This is a genomic window from Halobacillus sp. 12SKB (genome assembly GCF_052941655.1).
In genome coordinates this window covers 1,184,561-1,210,462 of sequence record NZ_JBRFWR010000001.1, presented here as the reverse complement: position 1 = coordinate 1,210,462, position 25,902 = coordinate 1,184,561, and the positions used below count along the sequence as shown (strand labels likewise).

Sequence of the window (25,902 nt, the reverse complement as noted above, 5' to 3'; positions counted from 1 at the left end):
GAAAAAATCTGATGCACTGACACACCTCATCGAAACATAGCCCTGAAATAGAAAACTCATACGGAAAACATATCATGAAAATTGAGGAAGACTTTGATTAAGAGTGTGTAAATGGTAAGCAATACCGTTGACATCCTTGTTCACATGCCTTATCTTACCCTAGTAAACCTCAGTAAACCAATCAGCTTTATTTTGATTAAAATAGAAAAAGGAGGGGTTCACCATGAGTAAGTTGTGGAGAATCTACACACAAACATCATTGATTAAAAAAATCACCGTAGCCTTGGTGCTAGGTGTATCCGTTGGTCTCCTGTTTGGAGAAGACGCTACTGTCCTAGCCCCTTTTGGTGATCTATTGCTCCGTCTCTTGAAATTTATCATTGTGCCGTTGATTCTGTTCACCCTTATTGTAGGGATTAATCAGACAAACATTCATTCATTGGGACGCATGGGAGGGAAAGTCTTCCTTTATTACCTCGGTACTTCTGCTCTTGCCATCCTGGTGGGCGTGTCCGTTGCCACTTTGTTTAATCCGGGTACAGGGATGAGTCTTGGAGATGAAACCGTCGATGTCCCCGAAAACCCTGGTGTCACAAGCGTGCTATTGAACATCGTGCCTGAAAATATTCTTACAGCCTTTACCGAAATGAACTTGCTTGGAATCATTTTTACTGCGATCGTCTTTGGTTTGGCACTCTCTTACATGCGGTCTACAAACGCTTATCAAAGTCTTGGAGGTCACCTTTACAAAGTCATTAATGCTTTGAATGAGGCAACTTTAATCGTGATGAAGGGAATCCTTCAATATGTCCCCGTGGGGATTTTTGCGATTATCGCGGAAGTCGTTGGGACACAAGGGGCAGACACATTATTTGAGCTCGGAAACTTCATTGTCGTCCTTTACGTAGGTTTACTTGTACAATTAGCCATTTATATTCTTTTCCTATTTATGAGCAAGCGAAAGCCCACTGCTTTTTTCAAAGAAGCACGCACTCCTATGTTGACCGCCTTTGTTACACAGAGCAGTTCTGGTACGCTTCCGGTCACATTGAATGCTGCAAAGAATCTGGGATTGAATAAAAGCTTGTACGGATTCAGCCTCCCATTAGGAGCGACGATTAATATGGACGGAGCAGCTATTCGAATTGCTGTATCTGCCGTATTCGCCGCCAACATTATCGGCGATCCATTAAGCTTTGTCTCCATCCTTCAAATTGTCATTGTGGGTACACTCGCTTCTGTTGGGACAGCTGGAGTTCCAGGAGCCGGAATCATCATGATTGCGACTGTGTTCTCTCAAGTCGGACTACCTATGGAAGCTGTCGCCCTTCTTGCATCCGTAGACGTTCTGATCGGCATGGGGGCCACAGCCCTAAACGTAACCGGCGATCTTGTCGGAACTTCACTTATTAACAAAACAGAAAAAAACCAATCCTAAAGCCAGAAATCCTCCGTCCTATACAGACGGAGGATTTTTTTCTATATGGCAGGTTTCTTGAAGACTTGATTTCGTGACTTTAGTTAAGTGGATGAGGCTGCAGGCAATAGCTCGCTTTCCGGAGCCCCTAAACACAAACACATCTCGAAACTGAGTCCTCCAGAACAGGGAGCTTTTGTTGAAGAAGGAAAGGTAATAAAAAAATCATTAAAGATTTTTGAAAAATGTAGTTTCAAAAAAACAAATACCAGGGAAAGTGAGTAAATATTAAAACTACACAATTGGGTTAACATCCCCTTTTAAGAAAGAGGTGAACATATGACTCCGAATGAAATAGGCTTCGCACTTCTATATATCGGTGTCTTCCTTTTGATCGGTAAAATTATCCGGGTCAAATGGACATTACTACAAAACTTATTCTTACCCTCATCCATTATCGGAGGGTTTATCGCACTCTTCCTAGGTCCTCAGGTGCTCGGAAAGTTTATGCCGGAAGACAGCTTCTTCTCAAACGGAATCATGACTGAATCCATTATGGAAGTTTGGTCCGCCCTTCCCGGTCTCATGATTAATGTGGTATTTGCTGCTCTTTTCCTTGGAGCTTCCATACCAAAATTAAAAGATATTTGGTATTACGCGGGTCCGCAGCTGGCGCTTGGATGGTCTGTCGGCTGGGGGCAGTATGTAGTCGGGATTACACTGGCCGTGCTCATCTTAGTTCCTTTCTTTGATCTCCCTGCTATGTCAGGTGCTTTGATTGAGGTTGCTTTTGAGGGTGGCCACGGGACGGCTGCAGGAATGGCAAGTACTTTTGAAGAGCTTGGTTTTTCAGAAGCTTTCGATTTAGCCATCGGCCTTGCGACGATCGGTGTATTATCCGGAGTCATTTTCGGGATTATCCTCATCAACTGGGGTGTACGTAATAAGAAGACGAAAGTTATTGAAGACGTGGAAGACTTTTCTGATTTAAGAAAACGTGGAGTTATGGAGTATCAAAACCGTGAACCAGCGGGAAAAATGACCTTACGCCCGGAATCAATCGAACCGTTATCCTTCCATCTATCTATCGTTTTCATCGCTATTCTGATTGGCTGGTTATTGTTGCAAGGGTTGATTGGTCTCGAGTCTATCACCATCGGATCTGATTTTATGAGCTATATTCCATTATTCCCGCTCGCGATGATCGGCGGAATCGCTCTTCAAATCTTTTTCAGCAAAAAGGACAAGTACAATCTTGTTGACCGGAGAATGATCAACAGAATCCAGGGACTTGCGCTTGATATCCTTATTCTGTCGGCGATTTCTACGGTATCGCTGGATGTCATCGGCGAATACCTCGTCCCATTTGTGATTCTAGCGTCTGCCGGAATCGCTTGGAACTTATTCGGATTCCTCGTGCTTGCTCCTCGAATGATTCCGCAGTACTGGTTTGAACGGGGAATCGGAGACTTTGGACAATCAATGGGTGTCACCGCAACAGGGTTGCTTCTGATGCGCGTTGTCGATCCTGACAATGAATCCCCCGCTTTTGAAGCATTCGGATACAAACAACTGTTTTATGAACCTTTCTTAGGTGGAGGGTTTGTAACAGCCTTATCCGTTCCGTTCATTGCGCAATTCGGTCCATGGCCGACGCTGATCGTAGCCGTCGCTATGACAGCAATTGGTATCTTTTTTGGACTATTTTACTTCGGAAAACAAAAAGCAGCTTAAACAAAACAACGTCTGCGCATTGCAGGCGTTGTTTTTCGTCTCAATAATCTTAGATACCTAATTTTTCAACAGGAAATATATGCAGGATACTGAACAAATAGTCTGACTTATGGTATGATATTTCATTAGTTGCCTAAGTATTTTAGAAAGAAGGTTAAATCATGTCATCTCAAGAAATTAACCGTATCCCTTTGATGATTGTGCTCATATCAGGCGCCTTTGTAGCGATATTAAATCAAACCCTGTTAGCTACGGCCCTGCCTCACATAATGGCAGATTTGAATTTAGACGCAAATACAGCACAATGGCTGCAATCGATCTTTATGTTAGTGAACGGAATCATGATCCCTATTACAGCTTTTTTAATTGAACGTTTTTCTACAAGAGGATTGTTCATGACAGCCGTTGGATTATTCGCTGTCGGAACACTTGTCTGCGGAATTGCCCCTGATTTTTCGATTCTTTTGGCAGGAAGAGTGTTGCAGGCCTCTGGTGCCGGTATTATTCTTCCATTAATGCAGACGATTATGTTCCTCGTTTTCCCTATCGAAAAAAGAGGATCAGCGATGGGGATGTTCGGTCTCGTCATTGCTTTTGCACCGGCCATCGGCCCGACATTATCAGGCTGGCTCGTCGAGCAGTTCCCATGGAGAAGCCTTTTCTTCGTTATTTTGCCAATCGCGATTGCCGACTTGATCGTTGCTTACTTCATTTTGAAAAATGTAACGAAGCAGACGTTCCCTAAAGTGGATCCGATATCCATTATCCTATCTACGTTTGGTTTTGGCGGAATTTTATACGGATTTAGTGTTGCCGGTAGTGCCAGTTTCTTAAGTCAAGAGGTGCTCATTTCTCTAGCTGTCGGAGCGATTACGTTAACACTTTTCATCACCCGCCAAATGAAATTGGAAAAACCAATTTTGGAATTTCGTATTTTTAAATATAAAACCTTCACCCTGACGACCGCGCTTGGGATGATTGTTTTTATCTCCATGATCGGTGGGGCGGTTATTTTACCAATTCTCATGCAGGACATGCTTGGATTTACAGCCTTCGAGTCAGGCCTGATGCTATTGCCAGGAGCATTGTTAATGGGCATCATGAACCCGATCACCGGCCGTCTGTTTGATAAATTCGGTGCGCGGTGGCTTGCGATCATTGGGCTCGGACTTCTCACAGTTTCGACATTCCTGTTTACGAACCTCAATCCATCGACGACCTTCCTATATTTGGCTCTCGTCAATTGTGTCCGTATGTTCGGGATTGCTATGGTAATGATGCCTGTGACTACAGCAGGACTTAACCAGCTGCCACAGCATTTAATGCCACACGGAACGGCCATGAACAATACCATGCGTCAAGTTTCCGGGGCCGTCGGTACGGCTATGCTTGTTTCTGTGATGACGAGCCAAACGATTCCTTCTGAAGGTGTGACAGGTTTGATTCATGGAGTGAACGTTTCCTTTATTGTTGCGGGGATCTTTGCTGTTGCCGGTTTTATCATGGCATTTTTCATTAAAAAATCCCGTCCGGATGAAGGTGAATTAAGTAACGCTTAAAATTTTCACACAAGGAAAGCCTCGCTGACGAGACAGCGAGGCTTTTTCTTTACTCAAAGGAATTATACGAAAAATAAATACGTCGTCACCAACATAAACAGCAAAAAGGCCACAGAGGTCATATAGACAATAATCCGGTGGGAAGATACAAAGCGGTTCTCATTGATATTCTTCCGCGTATGATAATAATTCACGGTTGCACCAATAATCGTCATTACGCCAAGAAACAAGGAGGATATGCTGACGAGCATTGCCAGATTGTTCGCTAAATCCCCTGCCGTCGGAAGAGCTGAAATATGAACCGTTGTAGCTAAAAACCCAATCCCGACGAGGGCGATACTCGTCCGAATCCAAGCTAAATATGTCCGTTCATTGGCTAAATGCTGCTGAATGAGTTTTCTTTCATCTACCATTAACCACCATCTCCTTTTTCCACTATCTTTATCTTACATCGTCAGAAGCCCCTCATGCACGGATCGCCTTTTTAGTAGAGAAAGAATGTCACAAAATATACACACCGGGGTATATTGTATTTTATAGGAACACAGAGTAAACTATAAATAAGACTTAATGTGAATTATTTCACATTAAGGGGAGAAGGGGAGGATGACGTTGGCTAAAAAAATAATTATCGTGGGCGGTGTAGCCGGAGGTGCAACGGCTGCAGCCAGACTAAGACGCCTGAGTGAAGAAAATGAAATCATCTTGATTGAAAAAGGACCTTACATTTCTTTCGCAAACTGTGGTTTGCCTTACTATATTGGAGAAGTGATCACCGATCGGGACCGGCTCCTTGTCCAAACCGTTGAAGGAATGTCAAAAAAATTCAATCTAGATATTCGTAACCTTAGTGAAGCCACAGAAATAGACCGGGAAAGAAAAACGCTCACCATTAGAAAAGTGGATACGAGTGAAACCTATGAGGAAACGTACGATACACTCATCTTATCCCCTGGAGCAAAGCCTATTGTTCCACCTTTCAAAGGTATAAAAGAAGCTGAAAATCTATTCACTCTACGTACAGTCCCGGATACGGATAAAATTAAGGCGTGGGTGGACGATCAAGCACCTGAGCATGCTGTCATTATAGGTGGAGGATTTATTGGTTTGGAAATGGCCGAAAACCTGGTTCATCGTGGCGTAAAGGTGACGATTGTCGAACTTGGCAGCCAGGTGATGGCTCCGCTCGATTACGAAATGGCATCCATGGTGAATAAAGAGCTGAAAAACAACGGGGTTCACTTGATCTTTAATGACGGGGTAAAAGCTTTTGAAGACCATGGGAAAAAGATCCTTTTACAGAGCGGCCGTTCCATTGCGAGCGACTTAACGATCTTATCTATTGGTGTCCAACCTGAAAACGTCCTTGCAAAAAGAGCTGATCTCGATATTGGATCCCGTGGCGGCATCCTCGTAAATGAACACCTTCAAACGAAGGATGAAAACATTTATGCGATCGGTGATGCCATTGAAGTCAAAGATTATATTCAGCAAACTCCTGCAATGATTCCGCTTGCCTGGCCGGCCAACCGGCAAGGACGTTTGGTTGCCGATCACATCCACGGTCAACCAGCCGTCTATTCAGGTACATTGGGAACGTCTGTAGCAAAAATTTTCGATCTTACGGTTGCAACAACCGGGAATAACGAAAAACTTCTGAAGAGTCTTCAAAAAGAATATGAAGCGATTCATATACATCCGGCGTCAAACGCGTCCTATTACCCTGGCGGAAGCCCGGTATCCTTAAAGTTGCTGTTCGATCCGAGCACAGGAAGCATACTAGGGGCTCAAGGTGTCGGCAATAAAGGAGTAGAGAAAAGAATTGATGTGATTGCAACAGCCATCAAAGGAAACTTAAAAGTAACCGATTTGGCAGATTTGGAGTTGGCCTATGCCCCTCCGTATTCATCAGCTAAAGATCCTGTGAACATGGCAGGTTACGTAGCTTCAAATGTGATGGATGGTGAAGTATCCGTTTTTCACTACCATGAAGTAGCTGACCTTGTTGCAAAAGGGGAAATCATTGTAGATGTCAGAGAACCGAAAGAGCGGGAAAACGGAGCCATTGAAGGGTCCATTAATATTCCTTTAGGAGAATTACGGGACCGATTGAATGAACTGCCCATTGACCGTCCTGTTTATGTGCACTGCCAAGTCGGTTTAAGAGGGTATCTGGCGACAAGGATCCTTACTCACAGCGGGTATCAAGTCAAGAATTTAAGTGGTGGTTACAAAACTTACGCAAGCGCCGTTCAGGCATAAGAAAAAGGAGGGGACATGATGAATGCCCCCTCCTTTTTTAGCTGTTTTCGTTACTACGGGTGGTCAGTCTCTGTTACAAGAAAATGCTTACAGGTACGCCCCCCAAAAAGAGCGCTCCATTTCTTCTTTTCTCAACGGGAAACCTGTATTATGAATTGACGAGAAATGCACAAACGATCAGCAGTACAAAACCTACGGATACCATCCCATCAGGTACACAAATCATTTATTTTTTTAACGCTGTTTCGTATCGTTCATAATAGCTATCTACGTTATTCAGTAACAACAACTCGGTATATAAATAGGCCTTCATATTGAAATCAGAGAAATCGATGTTCGTGAGCTCCTGGATTTGTTTGATTCGGTAATTCAGCGTATTGGGATGGATGAACAGTTCATTCGCCGTCTGCTTTCCTTTCCCGTTGTTCGCAAGGTACGCTTCTAATGTGAAGAGAAGTTCCGTCTGCTTCGTCGTGTCATTTTTAATCAACGTCAGCAAGTCTTCACTGTAGTAATCCTCTGAACTGTTTTTTTCGTACAATGCCGCTAAGTAGCGGTACAGGCCGAGTTTGGAAAACTCGCGCGGCATCGTTTCAGGACGCGGGCCGATGAAGTTTGCGGTTTCAATAACTTCCAACGCTTCAAGAAAGCTTTTTCGCATATAATAGATTTTTGTGTATTCTTTCCCGACACCAATGAGGAAATGATAGAAATCTTCCTCTCCTGTCTCCACTTTGACGACATCAATAAGGTCACGGGCGATATTTCTTGAGGAAAAGCGGTCGGATTCTTTCCCTTCAATGAACAAAATCAACTGGAATTCGGTTTTCAAGTAATAAAGGTGGCGGTTCGTTCGGAAACGGTTCACCGTGTTTTCCAAATCATCCAGCATCGACTTGTACTGAGGAGCAGTCACTGAAAAAACAACGATTGAAAATCGATCCGGGACCTTAAGTTGAGCAAGAGAAGCATCATGACGAAACTGACTTTCACTGGCGTATTCATGATGAAGCAACTGCCAGAGAAGCTCCTCTTTACGGCCTTCTTTGGCATTTTCTTTCATGAACTGATCATAGATCAACTTCCCGAGATGGCCGGTGATTTCCTCTAAGAATTCCAGTTCTTCTGTATTCAAGGATTGCTCCGATTCCTGAACCCAGACGTACCCCAGTGTATGGCCAAGATGTTTTGCGGCAATGACAACACGCTGCTGAAACCCAAGGTCCTCCATGGGATGGACACGAATAGGGTCTGACTGTTTTTCCAAACGAGTGACGATTCCTTCTTTCTTTAAGCGATCAATAATAAAGATCGGACATTTCTTCGAAAGAATCGTTTTCTGCTGAGTCTGATCGAAATCATCAAACGCCGAACTATAGGCAATCAATTCGAAATTTTTATTTTCAATAATGACAGGCTTCTTCAACTTCGAACTGATCAGCTCTGTCGCTTTATGAATATCTTCTGCCTGAAGGATCAATTCTTTGACTTCCATAGGAATCCTGACCTTTCCGAGTAGGTTGAATGTCATGTATCGTTACCCTCCATTATATCGGTTGTGGATGGAAAGAAAAAGAAATATATCTAAGGCATCTTGAATAACTCTCATGCTGTTCCTTCATCAATTAAGTAATAGTTGATCATTCGCTTTCCTGCTCCCGCCAAGCAATTTACGGGAAACAGAACGATGTTATTCTATGAAAAAAGCTCTCCCAAGTTTGGGAGAGCCTTAGGCTTTTTTAAAACATTTCAGAGATCGTCTTCGCTTGCATGTGTAGAGCAAGGTAGTCAGGTCCGCCAGCTTTGGAGTCTGTTCCACTCATCTTGAAACCGCCGAATGGCTGATAACCTACAATAGCTCCTGTACAGTTACGGTTGAAATACAAGTTTCCTACGTGGAAATCGTATTTTGCTTTTTCCAGGTGTTCACGGTTATCAGAGATGACCGCACCTGTCAGTCCATATTCTGTGTTATTGGCAATGTCGATCGCTTCATCAAAATTCTTCGCTTTTGTGAAGCAGACCACAGGTCCAAAAATTTCTTCCTGCTGCATACGGGAATCTGGTGCAAGATCCGCAAAGACCGTTGGCTCGATGAAGTACCCTTTCGAGTCGTCCCCTTTACCGCCTGTAACGAGACGTCCTTCTTGTTTACCGATCTCCATGTAGCTCATGATCTTATCATAAGCTCCCTGGTCAACGACTGGACCCATGTAGACGTTCTCTTCAGATGCATTTCCGACGGTCAGCTGCTCGGCACGTTCTTTTACTTTTTCCAACACTTCGTCATACACATCTTCGTGAACGACGGCGCGGGAACCGGAAGAACATTTTTGACCAGAGAATCCAAATGCGGAAACGACGATGGCATCGACCGCTGTTTCGATATTCGCTTCCTTATCGACGACAACGGTGTCCTTACCGCCCATTTCAGCGATCACTTGTTTCAGGTGATTCTGACCTTCTTGAATTTCTGCTGCACGCTTGATGATGCGTGTTCCGATATCACGGGAACCTGTAAAGGAAATCAGGGCCGTTTTCGGGTGATCCACAAGATAGTCACCGACTTCGCCACCGCTTCCTGGCACGAAGTTCAAGACACCTTTTGGTAGACCTGCTTCTTCAAGCACTTCTACGAATTTCGCGGCAATGACAGGGCTGTTACTTGCCGGCTTCATGACGACCGTGCTTCCTGTGACAAGTGGAGCGACCGTTGTACCTGCCATGATGGCAAATGCAAGGTTCCAAGGCGGGATAACAACCGCAACCCCAGTAGATGTATAGATGTAACGGTTTTGCTCACCAGGGCGGCTTTCAACTGGCTTGCCTTCCTTCAATTCGATCATTTGACGCCCGTAATACTCAAGGAAGTCGATCGCTTCTGCCGTATCAGCATCAGCTTCTTTCCAAGGCTTTCCTACTTCATACACAAGATAAGCGGAAAATTCATGCTTACGACGACGGATGATGTGAGCCGCACGGAACAATAACTCAGCGCGAGCACGCGGATCCCATTTTCTCCAGTCTTCAAAAGCAGTCGCTGCTGACTGGACAGCCTTTTCAGCTAAGTCTTCATTCGCTTTTGATACAGTACCTACCACCTGTTTCGTGTCCGCAGGGTTTGTAGAAGTAATCGTATTGTCTGTGCGAATGCGATCGCCATCAATGAGAAGATCATGATGCTGCCCTAATTCTTCTTTCACTTGCTTCAATGCTTCCTCGAAAGCTTTCTTGTTTTCTTCAATTGTAAAGTCTGTGAATGGTTCGTGTTTATAAGGCTGGACCATGATAAAATTCCCCTTTCTAATGTGTAGAAGTTTTATTTACTGAAAACACCTTTTAATGCAAAGGCGATGTTCGCTGGTCTTTCGGCGAGTCTTCTCATAAAGTACCCGTACCAGTCTTCTCCATAAGGAAGATACACTCTCACTTTGTAACCTTCTTCTAGAAGATCTTTCTGCATTTGATTCCTCATCCCGTACAGCATTTGGAATTCAAAACGGTCTTTTGGAATGTTGTGTTCCTGCACTAGTTTTTTCGTGTAATCGACGATCGCATCATCATGGCTTGCAATGGCTGTATAGTTGCCGTTCAACAAGTTTTTCTTAATCAGATGCTTCAGGTTATCGTCAACGAGATGCTTCTCAGGAAAAGCGACTTTCCCTGACTCCTTATAAGCCCCTTTTACAAGACGCAAGTAAGGTTGACAATCGTTCAGACGATCAAGATCCTCATCAGTTCGATAAAGATAAGACTGAACGACCGTACCCAGATTCGGGTAGTCCTTTTTCAATTCATGATAAATATCTAAGGTAGCCCCGCACCGTGACGAGTCTTCCATATCAATGGTGACCGTAATGTCATGCTTTTGGGCTTCTTTCAAAATAAGTTCCATATTCTCCATAACCAGCTCGTGACTGATGTCCAGTCCAAGCGACGTCAGTTTCAGAGATACTTCCGACTGCAGCTGGTTACTCGCAATCTGTTGAATACAACGGATGCATTCACCTGCGCGGTCTCTGGATTCTTCCTCACAGTCTACAAACTCTCCTAAATGGTCAACCGTAACGACCAAACCCTCATGGTTCAATTGCTGTATTAATGGAATTGCCTGGGAGAACGTCTCTCCCCCTACTATCTTGTCAGCCCCAAATTTACTGCCAAAGCGCTTAGCAAAGCGATCTAACAACTTATTGTTGGAAAGGTATAAGAAAAAGTTCTTACTGATGGCTTCCAAGATCACCACACCCTTTCATCATTCTCCTATTGATTCACCAAGTGGGCTCGTTAGGTGGAATGGAAGTAATAATGTTTGAACTGTTAAGAAAATTGTAACGAATAGCGCTTACATTCAGCAACGTGTAGCAAACACAAAGATAAGCCCCTAGTTTTATAGTTTAAACACAAAAGCGGCCAACCCCCGTTTATAAAAAGACCTCAGCGGGAAGACAAGAGCCTTTAATGTGAGTGTGTGGGAAATTATGTAAAACCTGGTACACCAGAATATGTAAATGTCTAGTCTTTCGTATTTTTGACTAGAATGAGAGGTAATGAGATAGAAGATTGAGGTGACACGATGAGTGATTATATTGTTTCGCTGCATTGGATTTATACGTTTGTCATGTTGGCCGGGGCTTTGACGTTTCTATATTTAAGCCGTAATCCGCGGGGTGTTCCGAAGTATGAGTATGTGATTGCGATTATTATTCCTTCATGGTCGGGAGCTGCTTACTTATCCATTGCCTTAGGACAAGGATTGCTGGAACAGCCTGACAAAACCGTGTACTTTGCCCGTTACTTAGACTGGGTGGTAACGACGCCCCTCCTATTGCTCGCACTGGCTTTGACCGCCATGTTTTATGAGAAGAAAAAAGACAAAGCCTTAATCGCAGCTTTAGTAGCAGCTGACGTATTTATGATTTTGACTGGTTTGATTGCCGACTTCTCCTCCGAGACCATCAAATATATCTGGTATGTTCTCGGTGTAATTGCTCTAGTCATCATCCTTTATATTGTTTGGTATCCGTTAAGGAAGATTGCAGCCAAAGGTGGAACTGAGCTGAAAAAACATTACCAGCGAACCGCCGCTTACTTGACTGTCTTCTGGGTCTGTTACCCGACAGCCTGGATCATGGGCCCTTCCGGAGTCGGGTGGACACAGCAAGCGACAGAGATCACAGCATTCATCATCCTCCCCATCCTATCCAAGGTTGGATTTAGTCTTCTCGACGTAGGAGGACTTAGAAGGCTGCAGCTCTCAGGTGTTGATGATTGATTCATCAGTCGCTTTATTTGGAAATATATGTATGACCTGGTCACCTATATTGTTCACCCACATTATGGATGATTCGAGAATATATCCACCATTTCTTTATGACCATAAAAAAAAGCTTGAAGGACTCCCTTCAAGCTTTCTTTTTCCTTTATTTCATAACTAATACGGGGCAGGTGGCATGCTGGACGATGTTATTGCTGACACTTCCCAATAACATTTTTTTCACTTTTCCGAGGCCGCGATTCCCGACGATGATCAAGTCCACTGCTTGCTCTTCCGCATATTTACAAATACCAATACCAGGGTTTTCCTGTACCTCACTAACGATGACTTCTGTAATGACACCCACGTCGGGTGAAGCCACTTCCTCTTTCAGTTCATCCATTTCTGAACGCAGCTTCTCTGCCATTTCGTCCCCTATACTATGGTAGACTGCAGCGTTTGTTGCTGGACCTGTGGTTTTAACGACAGATACGATATGAATTTCTCTATTAGATGTTTCACACGCCTGATTCCCTGCTTCCCATACTGCTTCTCTACTTAAGTCACTCCCATCGTACGCCACGAGAATTCGTTTGGTCATAGGGTAACCCTCCAATAATAGAGTATCAATTTACACTTCCATTATATCACATTGTAAGCGTTATCTTAATGACCTCCTCTTCTTTATACTAATAGCTTTTTCCTTAATTCCCCCTTTTATCTCCTAACAATAGACAAACACCCATGACAAGTGTCATGTATATGTCCTGACGTTTGTGTCTTATAAAATGGAGGGGTTTTTCCTATCATAAGTAACATGAAGAAATATGAAGGAGTCGTTATTATGAACAAGGATAAACAACGAGAGCTGAAGAAAAGCGTTTCAGCCTTTGCGAAACCTGATACAAAAGCGGGCATCCGCCAGTTGATCAATACGATTATTCCATTTGTTTTATTATGGGTATTGGCCTATGCATGCCTGTCCGTCTCTGTATGGCTTGCTGTTCCTGTCGCTATGATTGCCGGTGGATTCGTCATCCGTCTTTTCATCATCTTTCACGATTGTACACACCAGTCGTTCTTGAAAAGCCAAAAGGCCAACCGCATCATCGGGACGATTACAGGCATTCTAACGTTGTTTCCTTTCGATAAGTGGAAACGAAGCCATTCGATTCACCATGCAACAAGCGGAAACTTAGATAAACGCGGCACTGGCGACATTTGGGTCATGACCGTGGACGAGTATATAGAAGCATCGTGGAAAGAAAGACTCGCCTACCGCCTTTACCGTAACCCAATTGTCATGTTTGGCTTCGGACCGCTTTACTTGTTCCTTGTCTCCAACCGTTTCAATCGGAAAGGCGCCAAAAAGAAAGAGCGCATCAATACGTATGTGACAAATATTGCTGTTCTCGCCATCTACAGCTTGATTATCTGGGCGATCGGCTGGGAAGCATTCTTAATCATCCAAACCCCCGTCCTGTACGTTTCAGGGGTCCTGGGCATCTGGTTGTTTTATGTCCAACACCAATTCGAAGATTCTTACTTTGAAGACGAGTCGGAATGGGATTTTGTGAAAGCAGCCGTCGATGGAAGCTCGTATTACAAGCTTCCTAAAGTGCTTCAGTGGGTATCCGGCAACATTGGCTTCCACCATGTTCACCATCTAGCCCCAAGGGTTCCGAACTATGCGTTGGAAGAAGCGCACGAAAAGACACCCCCTTTGAAACACGCGACGACAATTACACTGGCCACAAGCCTTGAATCAATACGATTCCGGCTCTATGATACAGAAAATAAAACATTCGTATCCTTCAAGGAAGTGAAACCACTCCTGAAAAAGAAGCGCGTAGCCATGATCGACCAAAGGCACCCAAGCTTCCAGGATGAATAAAGAAGTTGAAAGTCCATTCCCTCGAATGGGCTTTTCCTTTATGCTAAGAAAAAGGAGGTGCATCCGCATGCAGAACTGGTATCAAATCATTCCGAAAAATACAGGTCTCAGCATTTACGTCTGGATCATTTTTTGTCTGTTGCCCTTTTTCTTCATTTTCCGTTCTTCATCCATGTACGAAATGCTGTTCGGCATTCTAATGACGCTGATCTTCTTCCTCGCGTACCGGTTGTCGTTTATATCCAACAGCCGATTCGTCTATTTATGGGTCAGTGTGGAGATGGCCATCAGTATCGTCATGACGGCTCTGTTCGGATACATTTATTTCGCTCTTTTCATCGCTTATTTTATTGGTAACATCAAACACCTTGGTGGCTTTTTAGCTTTATATATTGTCCATTTGACGACGACGTTGATTGCCATCACGACGACATTCATTTACCAAATTGATTCTCTTTTTCCGAACCTCCCCTTCATCATCATTACCGTGATCGGGGTCATTCTCCTTCCCTTTACTGTCCGCTACCGGAACCAGCAACAAAAGCTGGAAGGGGAATTGGAAGATGCGAATGAACGAATTTCGCAGCTGATGGTCATTGAAGAGCGGGAAAGGATTGCGCGTGATCTTCATGATACGCTTGGGCAAAAGCTGTCAATGATCGGTCTGAAGAGTGATCTCGCCCGCAAGTTAATGACGGCTCAACCGGAAAAAGCCAGCAAAGAGGTGGAGGATATCCGTAACACAGCCCGGACGGCTTTGAAGGAAGTCAGGGAGATGGTATCGAATATGAAAGGGACGAAGCTCGAAGATGAAATCGTCCGCGTTCAGCAGATTATCGAAGCAGCAGAAATGGACTTTCAATTCGAAGGAGACCCGAACGTCACCAATACTCCCCTGCTTGTTGAAAATGTGCTCAGCATGTGCTTAAAAGAAGCGGCGACGAATATTGTGAAACACAGTGAAGCAACCACCTGCCGTGTGACGATCGAACAATACCCGACTGAAATTCTCATCGGTGTTGAAGATGATGGGAAAGGCCTCCCCACCTCATTGGATCCCTTTCGCGGCAATGGATTACAAGGCATGCGTGAGCGCCTCGAATTTGTGAACGGCAAGCTTGAAATTGAATCAAACAATGGAACGACTCTACTATTTCACGTTCCGAATGTCATCAAAAACAAAGAAAAGGAGGAATAAGCATGATTCGGATCGTCATTGCCGAAGACCAGCGCATGCTCCTAGGTGCACTGGGTGCTCTTCTCGATTTAGAGGACGGCATGGAAGTTGTGGGCCAGGCTCAAAACGGTGAAGAAGCTTGTGAACTGGTAAGAAAATTAAAGCCGGATGTGTGCATTATGGATATTGAGATGCCTGTGAAGGATGGTCTGGATGCCGCTGAAGAATTGTACGAAGAGCCTTGCAAGGTGATCATTTTGACCACCTTCGCCCGCCCCGGATATTTCGACCGTGCCCGGCGCGCTGGTGTCAGTGGTTATTTGTTGAAAGACAGTCCGAGTGAAGAACTCGCCACTGCCATTCGGAAAATCACCAACGGGCAGCGCATCTTTGACCCAGAACTTGTTGACCTGGCATTCACCCAGCAAAACCCTTTAACAGAACGTGAGCGCGAGGTCATCCAACTGATGGCTGATGGAAAAAACACCAAAGACATTTCCCAAGAACTGTTCATCACTCCAGGGACCGTTCGAAACTACATTTCTGTCATTTTAGAAAAATTAGAAGTCAGCAACCGCATTGAAGCCATATCCAGATTTAAAGAAAAAGGCTGGTACAAAAAATCCCGCTAACCCTCCTCAGCACGAACTAGAATGAGGTACGTGGGGAACCACTCTTTTTCCAGACGTCGCGTTCTTCAGAACCCATTCCCACTCAGGACATTTAAAACTCTTCACCAAGTTTTTCAATCCTAAAGGCACGCGAAAAACCTCGCCCATTTCATGAGCGAGGTTTCTGTATTTACAGCTTAAAGCGGCGCACTTGTTCATTTAATTGTTCAGCAAGGTTATTTAAGTCTTCAGCTGTTCTGGAGACTTCCTCCATCGAACTGTTCGACTGTTGGGCAGAGGCTGCCACCTGTTCAACACCTGCAGCAGACTCTTCTGTGATCGAAGCAATTTCTTCAATGGAGTGATTCATCTGCATGCTGTTTTCTGCAATTTCCTTTAAGTGCGTAGAGATGCTCTGGATTTTGGCGACCATTTCTGAAACGGAACCATTGATTCCATCAAACATTTCGCCCATTTCTTTCATCTGCATGGAGCCTTGATCCACTTCTTGATTCCCAGCTTCAAGAGAACTGACAACATTGCCGGTTTCTTTTTGAATACCTTCCACTATTTCGGTAATATCACCGACGGAATTTGTGACTTGTTCGGCGAGCTTCCTTACTTCATCTGCAACGACAGCGAAACCTTTGCCATGCTCCCCAACACGTGCAGCTTCAATAGCGGCATTCAAAGATAACAAGTTGGTCTGTCCAGCAATGTCTTCAATGACTCCCACAAGCTTGGAAATTTCTTTGGATTGGACATCCAACCCTTTTACTTTATTGGTAGATTCCTTCACGATTTGGTCGATGGCATGCATTTGTGCAACCGCTCGCTGCATCGATTCCCGACCTTGATCCGTCATAGAAAGGACTTCTTTCGATGTTTCTGATACAGACTCACCATTTGTGTTCGCTCCCTGAATTTTTTCAACAAATGTTCGCATGTGATCAGAAAGATGGGTAGCTCCATTCGCTTGTGATTCTGCCCCTGAAGACAACTCCTGCATCGTCGACGCGATTTGTTCACTGCCCTCCCTCACTTCATAAGCTGAATGAGTCAATGCTTCGCTTTGACCGGAGACTCGATCAGAAGTGAAAGAAACTGACTGGATCACTTCATTTAAAGAACGCTGCATGTCGTTTATTGCATCGGCTAGCTGCCCGATTTCATCTTTCGATTTCACATGAACTGGTTCTTGGCTGATATCCCCCTCTGAAATCTGTTTCATCCGCTCGACTACCTTCTTGACCGGATTGGTTATGCGGTTTGCAATGACAAGCGCAAAAACAATACCAATAATGATAGAAGAAATAGAAATGATACTGCCGATAATCATCATTGTATTTCCAGCTTGCAGGATGTTTTGGCCTTCTTCCTCCATCATTTGTTCACGCTGCAACGCCATGTTCTCAAATCCCTCCATGACTCCCTGGCCAAGAGGCGTCACTTTTTCTACCATTGCTTGAAGAGCTGTTTCCTCGTTACCCCTGTCAAAACGGTTGAAGACTTCGTTTTGAACCATTTGGCTCCATTGATTGCTTTGCTCCACGAGACGTTCTGCTTCTTCGGTATTGGACATGCTCAAAAGCTCTTCTTGAATCTCCACACTTTCTCGTGTATATTCGTTAAACTGTTCGCGATAACTTTCCTCTTCAAAAAGTACATAGGCTCTCGTCAGCGCAATTCGCTGAGATAAGTTCAAGGCTAGTTTTTCATCAGCAATAAGCAATGGAAGCTGATGGTCCACCATATCCTCTGTGCGATCGTTCGTATATTTTGTGGCAAAAAAATTGAAGCTGCTTAATATGATCGTCAACATGATAACCACCGAAAAAGACACCAAAATCCTTTTTTTAAGACTTTTCATGAGAATGCTCCTCTTCCGTATTTTTCCTTTCTTTTTTTTATCGGAAGTAGCAAGCGTTCCCTAAAGCCCTATTACGCAGGTCCCGTTTTTTTTCACTTATTCAATCTCTCTCAGTTCTTTAAACCTAAAGAAAATAAACACAGAATACAAAGTTACTAAAATGGCACCGACCGCCATAATGTGATGGATGGATACGCCGAAAGCTAAAACTCCGGATGTTAAGGCATAACTGACGGGAATCAGTCCCATCGAAGCCAGAGAGATGAGTCCCATCACCCGCCCGAGCATCTTCTCTTCTATCAAGCTCTGAATGGCGGCAATGAATGGAATATTAGAACCTGATAAGGCGAACCCGAGATCCCGAGACAAAGAATACTCATCCAAAGTTCTGTTGTGAAGCTGAGTCCTGTAAACGCCATCCCTGCAATCACCAGTGCCAGAATACCAATTTGCCCTCGATTCTTTTTCACGTTCAATACACCCACCACGATTGAACCAAGCAGCATCCCCACAGCCAAACCTGCTTCAAGAAAACTAAAATCCATGGCCGTCCCTTCTAAAATGGTCTTCACAAATAACGGAAGCCCCATCGTCAAAGGTCCGACTAAGAAGAGATTCATAAAAATCGTCGTCAACACGACAAGCGAAATGACACGGGAGTTTTTCACATAAAGCAGACCTTCCTTAAAATCATCCCAAAACTTTTTTTGTGCGTCTGCCTCTTCTTTCACTTTTGGTACACGCATACAGAAAATCAAACCACTCGCCACAACGAGCATAATTGCAGTTGTTGCAAACACGATTTCATAGTTTCCAAACGCAATGATGACCCCGGCAAGCATAGGAGCGAGAATGAACGATGTCTGGTTGGTCATCTGGATAATCGAATTGCCTCTCGTCAGATTATCTTTATGAATAATCGAAGGAATGACGGCACTTTCCGCCGCCCAGAAAAAGGCATCCAGAATACCGAAGAAAAAGGCGAACGTCACAAATGTCCATAACGTAATCCCACCAAACATAAACCAAACGACAAGACCGATAAGGAGCAGTCCACGGATAAAATCAGACAAAAACATGATTTTCGTTTTATCAAAGCGGTCAGCAACCGTTCCACTGATAATCATAAAAAGTACCCTCGGGATACTGACGGCGATATAAAGAATCCCAAGAGAAGCCTCTAAACCTAGGACATTAACGACGTACCAGCTTTGTGAGAAAAGGAAAAAGGAAATGCCAAAGCTTGATAAGAGTGCCGCTCCCCAAAGCAGCAAAAAGTTTCGATTCCTGAATATGGATGGAATCTCTTTCGGTTCTGTTTCTGACTGTTGCAACGCTATTTCATTGACTGCCATTCGAATCACACCTTCGTTTGTTTTTGGTTGATTCTATTGTATAAAAGGTTGATGCTATCCACGATGTTCCCGGGAACGAATCTTCATCCGCCTCAGGTCTGATTTCTACAACTCTTCCAAAAATGCTCCCTATTCTGGAAGACTCAGTTTCGAGACTTTGGTTGAGTGGGTGGGGCTGCGGGGAATAGCTCGCTTTCCGCGGGAGCGCGGTGAGCCTCCTCCGACTTCGTCCTGTGTGGTCTCACCCTGCACTTTTTTCCTCTTCAATATCCGGTTCCGGAGCCTAGCGGCTAGTGAGACTTCCCTCGCTTCTGTACGATAAGTCAACATCGAATCACTCTGTTCTTCGTGTTTCCTTTATCTCCGCCAGCTCAGTCCATACGCCGCTAATCAAGGCGCCTGCACACTTAAGATAGGAGCCTCGCCATTCTCCTACGCCCACTTGCCGGAAGAGATTCCCGAAACTATCTTCCAGTAATAAGAGCTTTTATGGTTAAGAATCCTATATCGCCGCAGATTAAGCAGGATTTCACAACACAACTAGGCAGGTTACTATAAGAGGGATTTCGAGAACCTCATATGGTCAAGGGGCGGAGGGAAACGGTGAGACTCCTGTGGGAAGTGCGTGGTAGATGAGACCCCGCAGAGCGTTAGCTCGAGGAGGCTCATCACTCGCCCACGGAAAGCGAACCTTTTCCCGGAGCCCCTAAACCCCACAAAAGTCTTGAAATCAAGTCTTCCACAATCCTTGCAGATTGCTTAAGATATGAATCTCAGAGATTTTGTCGAATTGTTTGTTCCCTTGTCTTACCACTTGTAAGTTTGATACTTTTTTGATAATCTTTAACTAACTAAATATTTTCTTATTTCAAATGATTTTGAAGTAAGGATAGAGGTGCAATGACATGAGTACACTTGTCGGAGGAGAATGAGCTCCTGAGATGAAAGTGGAAAGGGGAAATTGCCGAAGCGAAAGGGATCTCATATCCCTGATGCTGGTTCTGCTGCTGAACAAGTACAGGACTGTCATATAGGAAACTATATGGAGGGCTATCTTACGCAGGAACGGTTAAAAGTTTCTACGGCAGCAGCGACGCCCTCGTTGTTGCCGTTTTTATTTTGACTGCCATAGCCCTCACAACCTCGAACGTATTCAAAATTCTAAACAAAGGTGTGTGAGGTTATGAATTTCGGCCAAGTATTAACAGCGATGGTGACCCCTTTTGACAGTGAAGAAAACATTGATTTTGATGCAACACGAGCGCTAGTCAACCACTTGATTGAGAACGGTTCGGATGGCCTTGTCATTGCAGGCACGACCGGTGAATCACCGACATTGACCACAGAAGAGAAAGTAGAGCTCTTCCGGTTCGTTGTCGAAGAAGTGGACGGAAGAGTTCCTGTTATCGCAGGTACCGGATCCAACAACACGAGAGCGTCTATCCGGCTGACAGAAAAAGCGGAGGAAGTCGGCGTCGACGCCGTCATGCTCGTGACCCCTTATTACAATAAACCAACTCAAGAAGGCCTTTACCAGCACTTCTCTACGATTGCCAAATCTACATCGCTTCCCGTGATGCTTTACAACATCCCAGGCAGAAGCGTCATCAATATGGAGCCAGCGACAGTCATTCGCTTATCTCAAATCAAAAATATCGTTTCCATCAAGGAAGCAAGCGGCGATCTTGATGCGGCGACGGAAATCATTCGTGAAACGTCCGATGATTTTTCTGTGTATAGTGGTGAGGACTCCAATACGCTGCCATTCGTATCGATCGGAGGTACAGGAATCGTCTCCGTATCCTCCCATGTGATCGGAAATGAAATGCAGCAGATGATCCAGAGTTTCCGGGAAGGCGATTTTGCTTATGCTGCCCGCCTTCACCAAAAGCTTGTTCCTGTTATGCATGCCATCTTCTCTGCACCAAGCCCATCCCCCGTGAAAGCGGCTCTGAATGCTAAAGGTGTGGAGGTCGGCGGAGTCAGACTTCCCCTTCTGCCGCTTTCAGAGGAAGAAGAAAAGCAGGTGCTTGGCGAACTTGAAAAAGTACAACCGAAAGAAGCGGTCAAAGCTTCATAAGAAAAACCGCCCGGCATGGGCGGTTTTTCATTTTTTATGAACAATCTCATCGATGATCCCGTATTCCTTCGCTTCTTCCGCACTCATAAAATAATCCCGATCGGTATCTTCTGCCACCTTTTCTACAGGCTGTCCGGTCCGTTCGGCGATGATTTCATTGATGTGCTGCCTCAGTTTGATGATTCGTTTCGCTGAAATCTCTATGTCAGCCGCCTGGCCGCGAGCTCCTCCAAGCGGCTGGTGAATCATGATTTCACTATTCGGTAACGCATACCGCTTCCCTTTTGTCCCTGCCAACAAAAGCATGGCTCCAAAAGAAGCGGCCATTCCCGTACAGATCGTTCTAACTTCAGGCTGGATATACTGCATCGTATCCAGAATGGAAAACCCCGCCGTCGTCGACCCTCCTGGACTGTTGATATATAAGGAGATGTCTTTTTCCGGGTCATCCGCTGCCAGGTATAAAAGTTGGGCAACGATGCTGTTGGCCATATGGTCATTGATTTCTTCACTTACCATAACGATCCGGTCTTTCAAAAGCCTGGAGTAGATGTCATAGGACCTCTCCCCTCTGTTTGTCTGTTCAATGACATAAGGAATAGTATTGATCGGATTTTTCCTCCTTTTATGCTGCTAAGGAGAGATCGTTTAAAGGTGATCCCGAGAGCTGATTTCTGGAAGCCGGTTTGAGGAGGATAGGAATTTTTTCAATCAATACCGATGGATCCTGTATGGTTAGCGTTCTGATCAATGTTTGGTAAAGAAGATCGTCCTCTGAGCGGGTACGCATGATATGAAGCCTCTCCACTTCTGCACACCTGTGCAGATTGTCCCGCGAACGCTTCAATAACGCCTTGACTCCTGTTTCCTTCATGTGAAGCAGTTCTGCAACCTCTGCAATTTTATAATGAAAAGCTTCCTTCAAAATAAAGGCAAGCATCTGCTTCACCGTCAATTTTTCTAACAGAAGTTGAATTAATGTTTCATCCACCGTTTCTTCATTTTTTACAAAGTCATCAGCCGCTCTCTCCATCAAAGGGGCCTTTTTCTCCATGCGTTTTTGATCCATCCACACATGGTAGGCGATTTTTTTAAGAAGAGCCGGTCTGATCTCATCAGCATCATAGTGCTCAAACGCCCTTGCCACCGACTCCTGAGCAAGATCTTTTCCGTCCCAACCATCGCGCGTTAAGAAAAGGCAATACCGTAAAAGCTTATCATAGTCCTTTTCTATCCCCTTAAGACCAGTCCTGCCCTCGGAATTCCTTCTATTCAGTTCCACTTTTCACACTCCTTTCGACCTCTCACAGCTATAACGGAAAACTCCACGAAAAAGATATGGGTATTTCTATTTTTATTCTCTGCTGATTGTCTAAACCCCTTCGGTTTCAAAAAAGATTAAGGAGTATGATATTCGGTTAGAAGATAGAAAAAGGAGGGATACCATGTTCAAGCGACAGAAAAAGAAGAAAGACATCGCCCGGTTTCTTTTTCTTCTCGTCGTCATCATGCTAAGTCCTTTTCTCCACTCAACATTCAGTTGGTTTGTGAGCCTTGCGATTGTTTTCATTCTATACTTTGTCCTGATGTCCCTGATAAATTTCTTAAATCAAAAAACAAATGAGCATTAAAAAACCTCAGGCACGAATACGCCTGAGGCTTCCCATTTATACTTCGACTGTCCAACCATAGCGATCTTCTTTTCTTCCCCGTTGAATCCCCGTAATCGTATCATAAAGCTCTTGAGATAAGGCACCGATTTCATGGTCGTTGATGACCATCTTCTTGCCGAGCCAATTTAATTCACCAACAGGCGAAATGACGGCTGCGGTACCTGTTCCAAAGGCTTCCTCGAGCTTCCCGTCTTCATAAGCCTGGTACAATTCATCAATTGAAATCCGGCGCTCATTCACAGGAACCTCCCATTTACGTAGAAGCTCAAGGATGGATGTACGTGTAATCCCCTGCAGAATGCTTCCACTCAAGGCTGGAGTCACGATTTCCCCATCGATTTTGAAAAAGATATTCATGCTTCCGACTTCTTCGATGTAGCGTTTTTCTACGCCATCGAGCCAAAGGACATCGTTGTTTCCTTCTTCTACGGCTTTCGCTTGAGCCTGATATCCGGAAGAGTAGTTGCCGGCGGTTTTCGCCATTCCTGTTCCACCTTTGACAGCACGAGTAAATTTGTCTTCTACGTTTATCGTTACCGGTTTGATGCCGCCTGAAAAATAGGGACCGACTGGTGATAAGATGATCATCAGTTTATATGATTTCGACGGAGCCACCGCAAGGCTCGGTTCTGTCGCAATAATAAATGGTCGTATGTACAGGGACGTTCCTTCAAAAGAAGGCACCCAGTCTTTTTCGAGTTGGACCAATTCTTTCAAGTAACCGAGCACTTCTTGTTCATCGACCGGCGGTATGCTCAATCGGTCACTCGACAAGTTTAGTCGCTCGAAGTTTTTTTCAGGACGGAAAAGAAGCACGCGTCCATCATCCGCGCGGTAGGCTTTCAATCCTTCAAAAACGGTTTGTCCATAATGAAAAATCATCGCAGCCGGATCGAGCGTCAGCGGTTCATAAGGAACGATCCGCGGTTCGTGCCATCCTTTATCCTCTTCATAGTCCATCACAAACATATGATCCGTGAAGGTGCGTCCAAAAGGAATCTTTTCACTTTCTGGTTTGGCTTTTTTATGGGTTGCTTCGACGATGTTCAATGACATTTTCATGACTCCTTTTCTATGGTGGTCTTTGAATATTAGTATCCATTGTACGCTCATCCTCACCTTTTTTAAAGAGGATTTGACGGAATGGTCAAAATATTTTTACTACACCACCGCTTTTTCGTAATAAAATGCGTGAACACCTACACTTTTGCTATACTGAGAAAAGGTAAAATACGGAAAGGTGGTGTCCCTTTTGTTCAAACTGCTCTTAATTGAGGATGATCGCACGCTTTTTCAGGAGATGGAAGAACGTCTGTCGCAATGGTCATATGAAGTTCATGGCATCGATGACTTCAGCCGTGTGATGGATGTATTCACGGATGTCGATCCTCATCTCGTCATCATCGACATTCAGCTTCCGAAGTTTGATGGCTTTCACTGGTGTCGGATGATCCGGGAACATTCCAATGTCCCGATCATCTTCCTGTCCTCGAGGGACCACCCGACAGACATGGTCATGTCAATGAACCTCGGTGCCGACGACTTCGTACAAAAACCGTTCCACTTTGATGTGCTGATCGCGAAAATCCAGGCGATACTGCGCCGGGTTTATAATTACAATACGGAACAAAATGAATTGAAAACATGGCTTGGTGCAACCATAGACTACGAACGGAACCGGGTCTCGAATGATGATGGAACGGTTGATCTCACCAAAAATGAAATGCTCATCTTAAAGCAGCTGATTGAGAAAAAAAGTAAGATCGTCAGTCGCGATGAAATCATCCACCGTTTATGGGAGGACGAACGATTCGTCAGTGATAACACGCTCACGGTCAACGTCAACCGCCTGCGCAAAAAGCTTGCAGACCTCGGGCTTGGTGGTGCCATTGAGACGAAAGTCGGGCAAGGATATGTCGCGAGGGACGAGTCATGATCCGGAAATTCCTTGCCGAACGAACCAGCTGGATTCTTTTTGTCATTAGCCTTCAGCTGCTTGCCTTGTTCGTTGCGTTCGTTGACCAAACGGTGCCGCTTTCTTCCATGCTCTACTACATCCTGTTATCAGGGATTCTCTTCATCTTTTTCCTTATCATCCGCTACCGTAAAGAAACCCGATTTTATACGGAACTCGAAGAGCGGGACAACGACCTCGATTTGACGACATTCCCTGAAGCGGACAGTCCTTTAGAGTCGGTTATTGAGGCAAATGTGCGCGATCAGTTGGAACGGTTGAAGCAGGAAGCTTCCTATAACCAAAGTCTGCTTGAACAGGAAAAAGACGAGCTTTTATCATGGATCCACGAAGTGAAGACACCGATGACTGCGATGCGGTTGATCATTGATCGGATCGACGACTATAAGCTGAAGTCACAGCTGACCTTCGAGTGGATGCGCATCCATCTGCTTCTTGACCAACAGCTGCATCAGAAGCGGATCCCTTTTATCGAAAACGACCTTTATATAGAAGAAGTGGAGCTTGAACCGCTGTTATTCAATGAAATTAAATCGCTCCGGTCATGGTGTATGCAAAAAGGGATCGGCTTTGATATTGATCTGCACGTTGAAACAGTGCTGACAGATGCCAAATGGCTTGCATTCATATGCAGACAGCTGATGACGAATGCGATTAAGTACAGTGAGGAATCGGAAATTACAATCGCAAGTACGGAAGAAGCCGGCCTCGTTAAGCTTATGATCAAGGATGAGGGACGCGGGATCGATCCGAAGGACCTTCCACGCATTTTTGAAAAGGGGTTCACTTCAACTTCAGCACACCAGGATCAGGCGGCTACCGGCATGGGCCTCTACTTGACGGACCGGATTCGGAAAGCGTTGAAGATTGACATCGAAGTGCACTCTGAACTTGGACGAGGGTCGACGTTCATTCTCCTGTTCCCGGAACCGAATGAATTTACGAAGCTTAGGAGCATGTGACGAAACTGTCACATGCTTCCGTCATTTTGTTAGATGAATCGAAGGAAAAAGATTTCAAGTGGTTCTACAATAAATT

The 25,902-nt window shown here is 44.7% G+C and carries 23 protein-coding genes and 1 riboswitch; of the genes, 12 read left to right on the top strand and 11 right to left on the bottom strand.

From position 1 onward, the window contains the following. The first annotated feature begins 223 nt into the window (after positions 1–223). From ACQ4XT_RS06060 to ACQ4XT_RS06050, 3 genes are all read left to right on the top strand, one after another. Positions 224–1,438: a dicarboxylate/amino acid:cation symporter gene (locus tag ACQ4XT_RS06060; protein WP_446852877.1), complete on the top strand. Its 1,215-nt coding sequence runs from the start codon at positions 224–226 to the stop codon at positions 1,436–1,438. A gap of 318 nt (positions 1,439–1,756) precedes the next feature. After that, positions 1,757–3,151, top strand: a complete 1,395-nt coding sequence (locus ACQ4XT_RS06055) for a sodium/glutamate symporter (protein WP_446852876.1) — start codon at positions 1,757–1,759, stop codon at positions 3,149–3,151. A gap of 161 nt (positions 3,152–3,312) precedes the next feature. Next, the gene (locus ACQ4XT_RS06050; protein WP_446852875.1) at positions 3,313–4,710 is read left to right on the top strand and encodes an MDR family MFS transporter; all 1,398 of its coding nucleotides are present in this window, start codon (positions 3,313–3,315) and stop codon (positions 4,708–4,710) included. 62 nt (positions 4,711–4,772) lie between these two features. On the opposite strand, the gene ACQ4XT_RS06045 is transcribed toward ACQ4XT_RS06050, so the two are convergent. Then, the gene (locus ACQ4XT_RS06045; protein ID WP_446852874.1) at positions 4,773–5,123 is read right to left on the bottom strand and encodes a YidH family protein; all 351 of its coding nucleotides are present in this window, start codon (positions 5,121–5,123) and stop codon (positions 4,773–4,775) included. 199 nt (positions 5,124–5,322) lie between these two features. Between ACQ4XT_RS06045 and ACQ4XT_RS06040 the strand changes: the two genes are divergently transcribed. Continuing rightward, positions 5,323–6,972, top strand: coding sequence for an FAD-dependent oxidoreductase (locus ACQ4XT_RS06040; RefSeq protein ID WP_446852873.1), 1,650 nt, complete (start codon positions 5,323–5,325; stop codon positions 6,970–6,972). Positions 6,973–7,198: 226 nt separating this feature from the next. Here the strand turns inward: ACQ4XT_RS06040 and ACQ4XT_RS06035 are convergent, their stop codons facing one another. From ACQ4XT_RS06035 to ACQ4XT_RS06025, 3 genes are all read right to left on the bottom strand, one after another. Continuing rightward, positions 7,199–8,503, bottom strand: coding sequence for a PucR family transcriptional regulator (locus ACQ4XT_RS06035; protein WP_446852872.1), 1,305 nt, complete (start codon positions 8,501–8,503; stop codon positions 7,199–7,201). Positions 8,504–8,711: 208 nt separating this feature from the next. Further along, positions 8,712–10,259, bottom strand: coding sequence for an L-glutamate gamma-semialdehyde dehydrogenase (gene pruA / locus ACQ4XT_RS06030; RefSeq protein WP_446852871.1), 1,548 nt, complete (start codon positions 10,257–10,259; stop codon positions 8,712–8,714). A 32-nt stretch (positions 10,260–10,291) separates the two neighbouring features. Further along, positions 10,292–11,209: a proline dehydrogenase family protein gene (locus tag ACQ4XT_RS06025; protein ID WP_446855604.1), complete on the bottom strand. Its 918-nt coding sequence runs from the start codon at positions 11,207–11,209 to the stop codon at positions 10,292–10,294. A 339-nt stretch (positions 11,210–11,548) separates the two neighbouring features. Here ACQ4XT_RS06025 and ACQ4XT_RS06020 point away from each other — a divergent pair, with 339 nt between their 5' ends. After that, positions 11,549–12,247, top strand: a complete 699-nt coding sequence (locus ACQ4XT_RS06020) for a bacteriorhodopsin (protein ID WP_446852870.1) — start codon at positions 11,549–11,551, stop codon at positions 12,245–12,247. Positions 12,248–12,395: 148 nt separating this feature from the next. On the opposite strand, the gene ACQ4XT_RS06015 is transcribed toward ACQ4XT_RS06020, so the two are convergent. Then, positions 12,396–12,830 carry a universal stress protein gene (locus ACQ4XT_RS06015; RefSeq protein ID WP_446852869.1) on the bottom strand — a complete coding sequence of 145 codons (435 nt, stop codon included), beginning with the start codon at positions 12,828–12,830 and terminating at the stop codon, positions 12,396–12,398. 243 nt (positions 12,831–13,073) lie between these two features. On the opposite strand from ACQ4XT_RS06015, the gene desA reads away from it, so the two are divergent. The 3 genes from desA to ACQ4XT_RS06000 all read left to right on the top strand — a co-directional run bounded on the left by desA (position 13,074) and on the right by ACQ4XT_RS06000 (position 15,932). Next, positions 13,074–14,123, top strand: coding sequence for a Delta(5) desaturase DesA (gene desA / locus ACQ4XT_RS06010; protein ID WP_446855602.1), 1,050 nt, complete (start codon positions 13,074–13,076; stop codon positions 14,121–14,123). A 67-nt stretch (positions 14,124–14,190) separates the two neighbouring features. Then, a complete protein-coding gene (locus ACQ4XT_RS06005; RefSeq protein WP_446852868.1) occupies positions 14,191–15,321 on the top strand; it encodes a sensor histidine kinase in 1,131 nt (376 codons plus the stop codon). Positions 15,322–15,323: 2 nt separating this feature from the next. Next, positions 15,324–15,932 (top strand): response regulator, encoded by a 609-nt coding sequence (locus ACQ4XT_RS06000; RefSeq protein WP_446852867.1) that lies wholly within the window; start codon positions 15,324–15,326, stop codon positions 15,930–15,932. A gap of 169 nt (positions 15,933–16,101) precedes the next feature. On the opposite strand, the gene ACQ4XT_RS05995 is transcribed toward ACQ4XT_RS06000, so the two are convergent. The 3 genes from ACQ4XT_RS05995 to ACQ4XT_RS05985 all read right to left on the bottom strand — a co-directional run bounded on the left by ACQ4XT_RS05995 (position 16,102) and on the right by ACQ4XT_RS05985 (position 19,136). Then, positions 16,102–17,733, bottom strand: coding sequence for a methyl-accepting chemotaxis protein (locus ACQ4XT_RS05995; protein WP_446852866.1), 1,632 nt, complete (start codon positions 17,731–17,733; stop codon positions 16,102–16,104). A gap of 144 nt (positions 17,734–17,877) precedes the next feature. Continuing rightward, positions 17,878–18,054, bottom strand: a complete 177-nt coding sequence (locus ACQ4XT_RS05990; RefSeq protein WP_446852865.1) for a hypothetical protein — start codon at positions 18,052–18,054, stop codon at positions 17,878–17,880. A gap of 26 nt (positions 18,055–18,080) precedes the next feature. Then, a complete protein-coding gene (locus ACQ4XT_RS05985) occupies positions 18,081–19,136 on the bottom strand; it encodes an MFS transporter (protein ID WP_446852864.1) in 1,056 nt (351 codons plus the stop codon). A gap of 882 nt (positions 19,137–20,018) precedes the next feature. Then, positions 20,019–20,197: riboswitch (Lysine riboswitch) on the top strand. Positions 20,198–20,319: 122 nt separating this feature from the next. Here ACQ4XT_RS05985 and dapA point away from each other — a divergent pair. Further along, complete coding sequence (gene dapA, locus ACQ4XT_RS05980; protein ID WP_446852863.1) at positions 20,320–21,216, top strand: 4-hydroxy-tetrahydrodipicolinate synthase; 897 nt, start codon at positions 20,320–20,322, stop codon at positions 21,214–21,216. A gap of 27 nt (positions 21,217–21,243) precedes the next feature. Here the strand turns inward: dapA and clpP are convergent, their stop codons facing one another. Both clpP and ACQ4XT_RS05970 read right to left on the bottom strand, forming a co-directional pair. Next, positions 21,244–21,825 (bottom strand): ATP-dependent Clp endopeptidase proteolytic subunit ClpP, encoded by a 582-nt coding sequence (clpP, locus tag ACQ4XT_RS05975; RefSeq protein ID WP_446855600.1) that lies wholly within the window; start codon positions 21,823–21,825, stop codon positions 21,244–21,246. A 16-nt stretch (positions 21,826–21,841) separates the two neighbouring features. Beyond that, positions 21,842–22,498: a sigma factor-like helix-turn-helix DNA-binding protein gene (locus ACQ4XT_RS05970; protein WP_446852862.1), complete on the bottom strand. Its 657-nt coding sequence runs from the start codon at positions 22,496–22,498 to the stop codon at positions 21,842–21,844. A gap of 163 nt (positions 22,499–22,661) precedes the next feature. Between ACQ4XT_RS05970 and ACQ4XT_RS05965 the strand changes: the two genes are divergently transcribed. Further along, positions 22,662–22,847, top strand: coding sequence for a hypothetical protein (locus ACQ4XT_RS05965; RefSeq protein ID WP_446852861.1), 186 nt, complete (start codon positions 22,662–22,664; stop codon positions 22,845–22,847). Between the two features lie 36 nt (positions 22,848–22,883). Here ACQ4XT_RS05965 and ACQ4XT_RS05960 read toward each other — a convergent pair whose 3' ends face one another. After that, positions 22,884–23,951 (bottom strand): branched-chain amino acid aminotransferase, encoded by a 1,068-nt coding sequence (locus tag ACQ4XT_RS05960; RefSeq protein WP_446852860.1) that lies wholly within the window; start codon positions 23,949–23,951, stop codon positions 22,884–22,886. A 190-nt stretch (positions 23,952–24,141) separates the two neighbouring features. On the opposite strand from ACQ4XT_RS05960, the gene ACQ4XT_RS05955 reads away from it, so the two are divergent. Continuing rightward, entirely contained in the window at positions 24,142–24,825 is a 684-nt protein-coding gene (locus ACQ4XT_RS05955; RefSeq protein ID WP_446852859.1) for a response regulator transcription factor, read from the top strand. Then, positions 24,822–25,826 (top strand): sensor histidine kinase, encoded by a 1,005-nt coding sequence (locus ACQ4XT_RS05950; RefSeq protein ID WP_446852858.1) that lies wholly within the window; start codon positions 24,822–24,824, stop codon positions 25,824–25,826. Before ACQ4XT_RS05955 ends, ACQ4XT_RS05950 begins: the two co-directional genes overlap by 4 nt. Positions 25,827–25,902 lie beyond the last annotated feature (76 nt).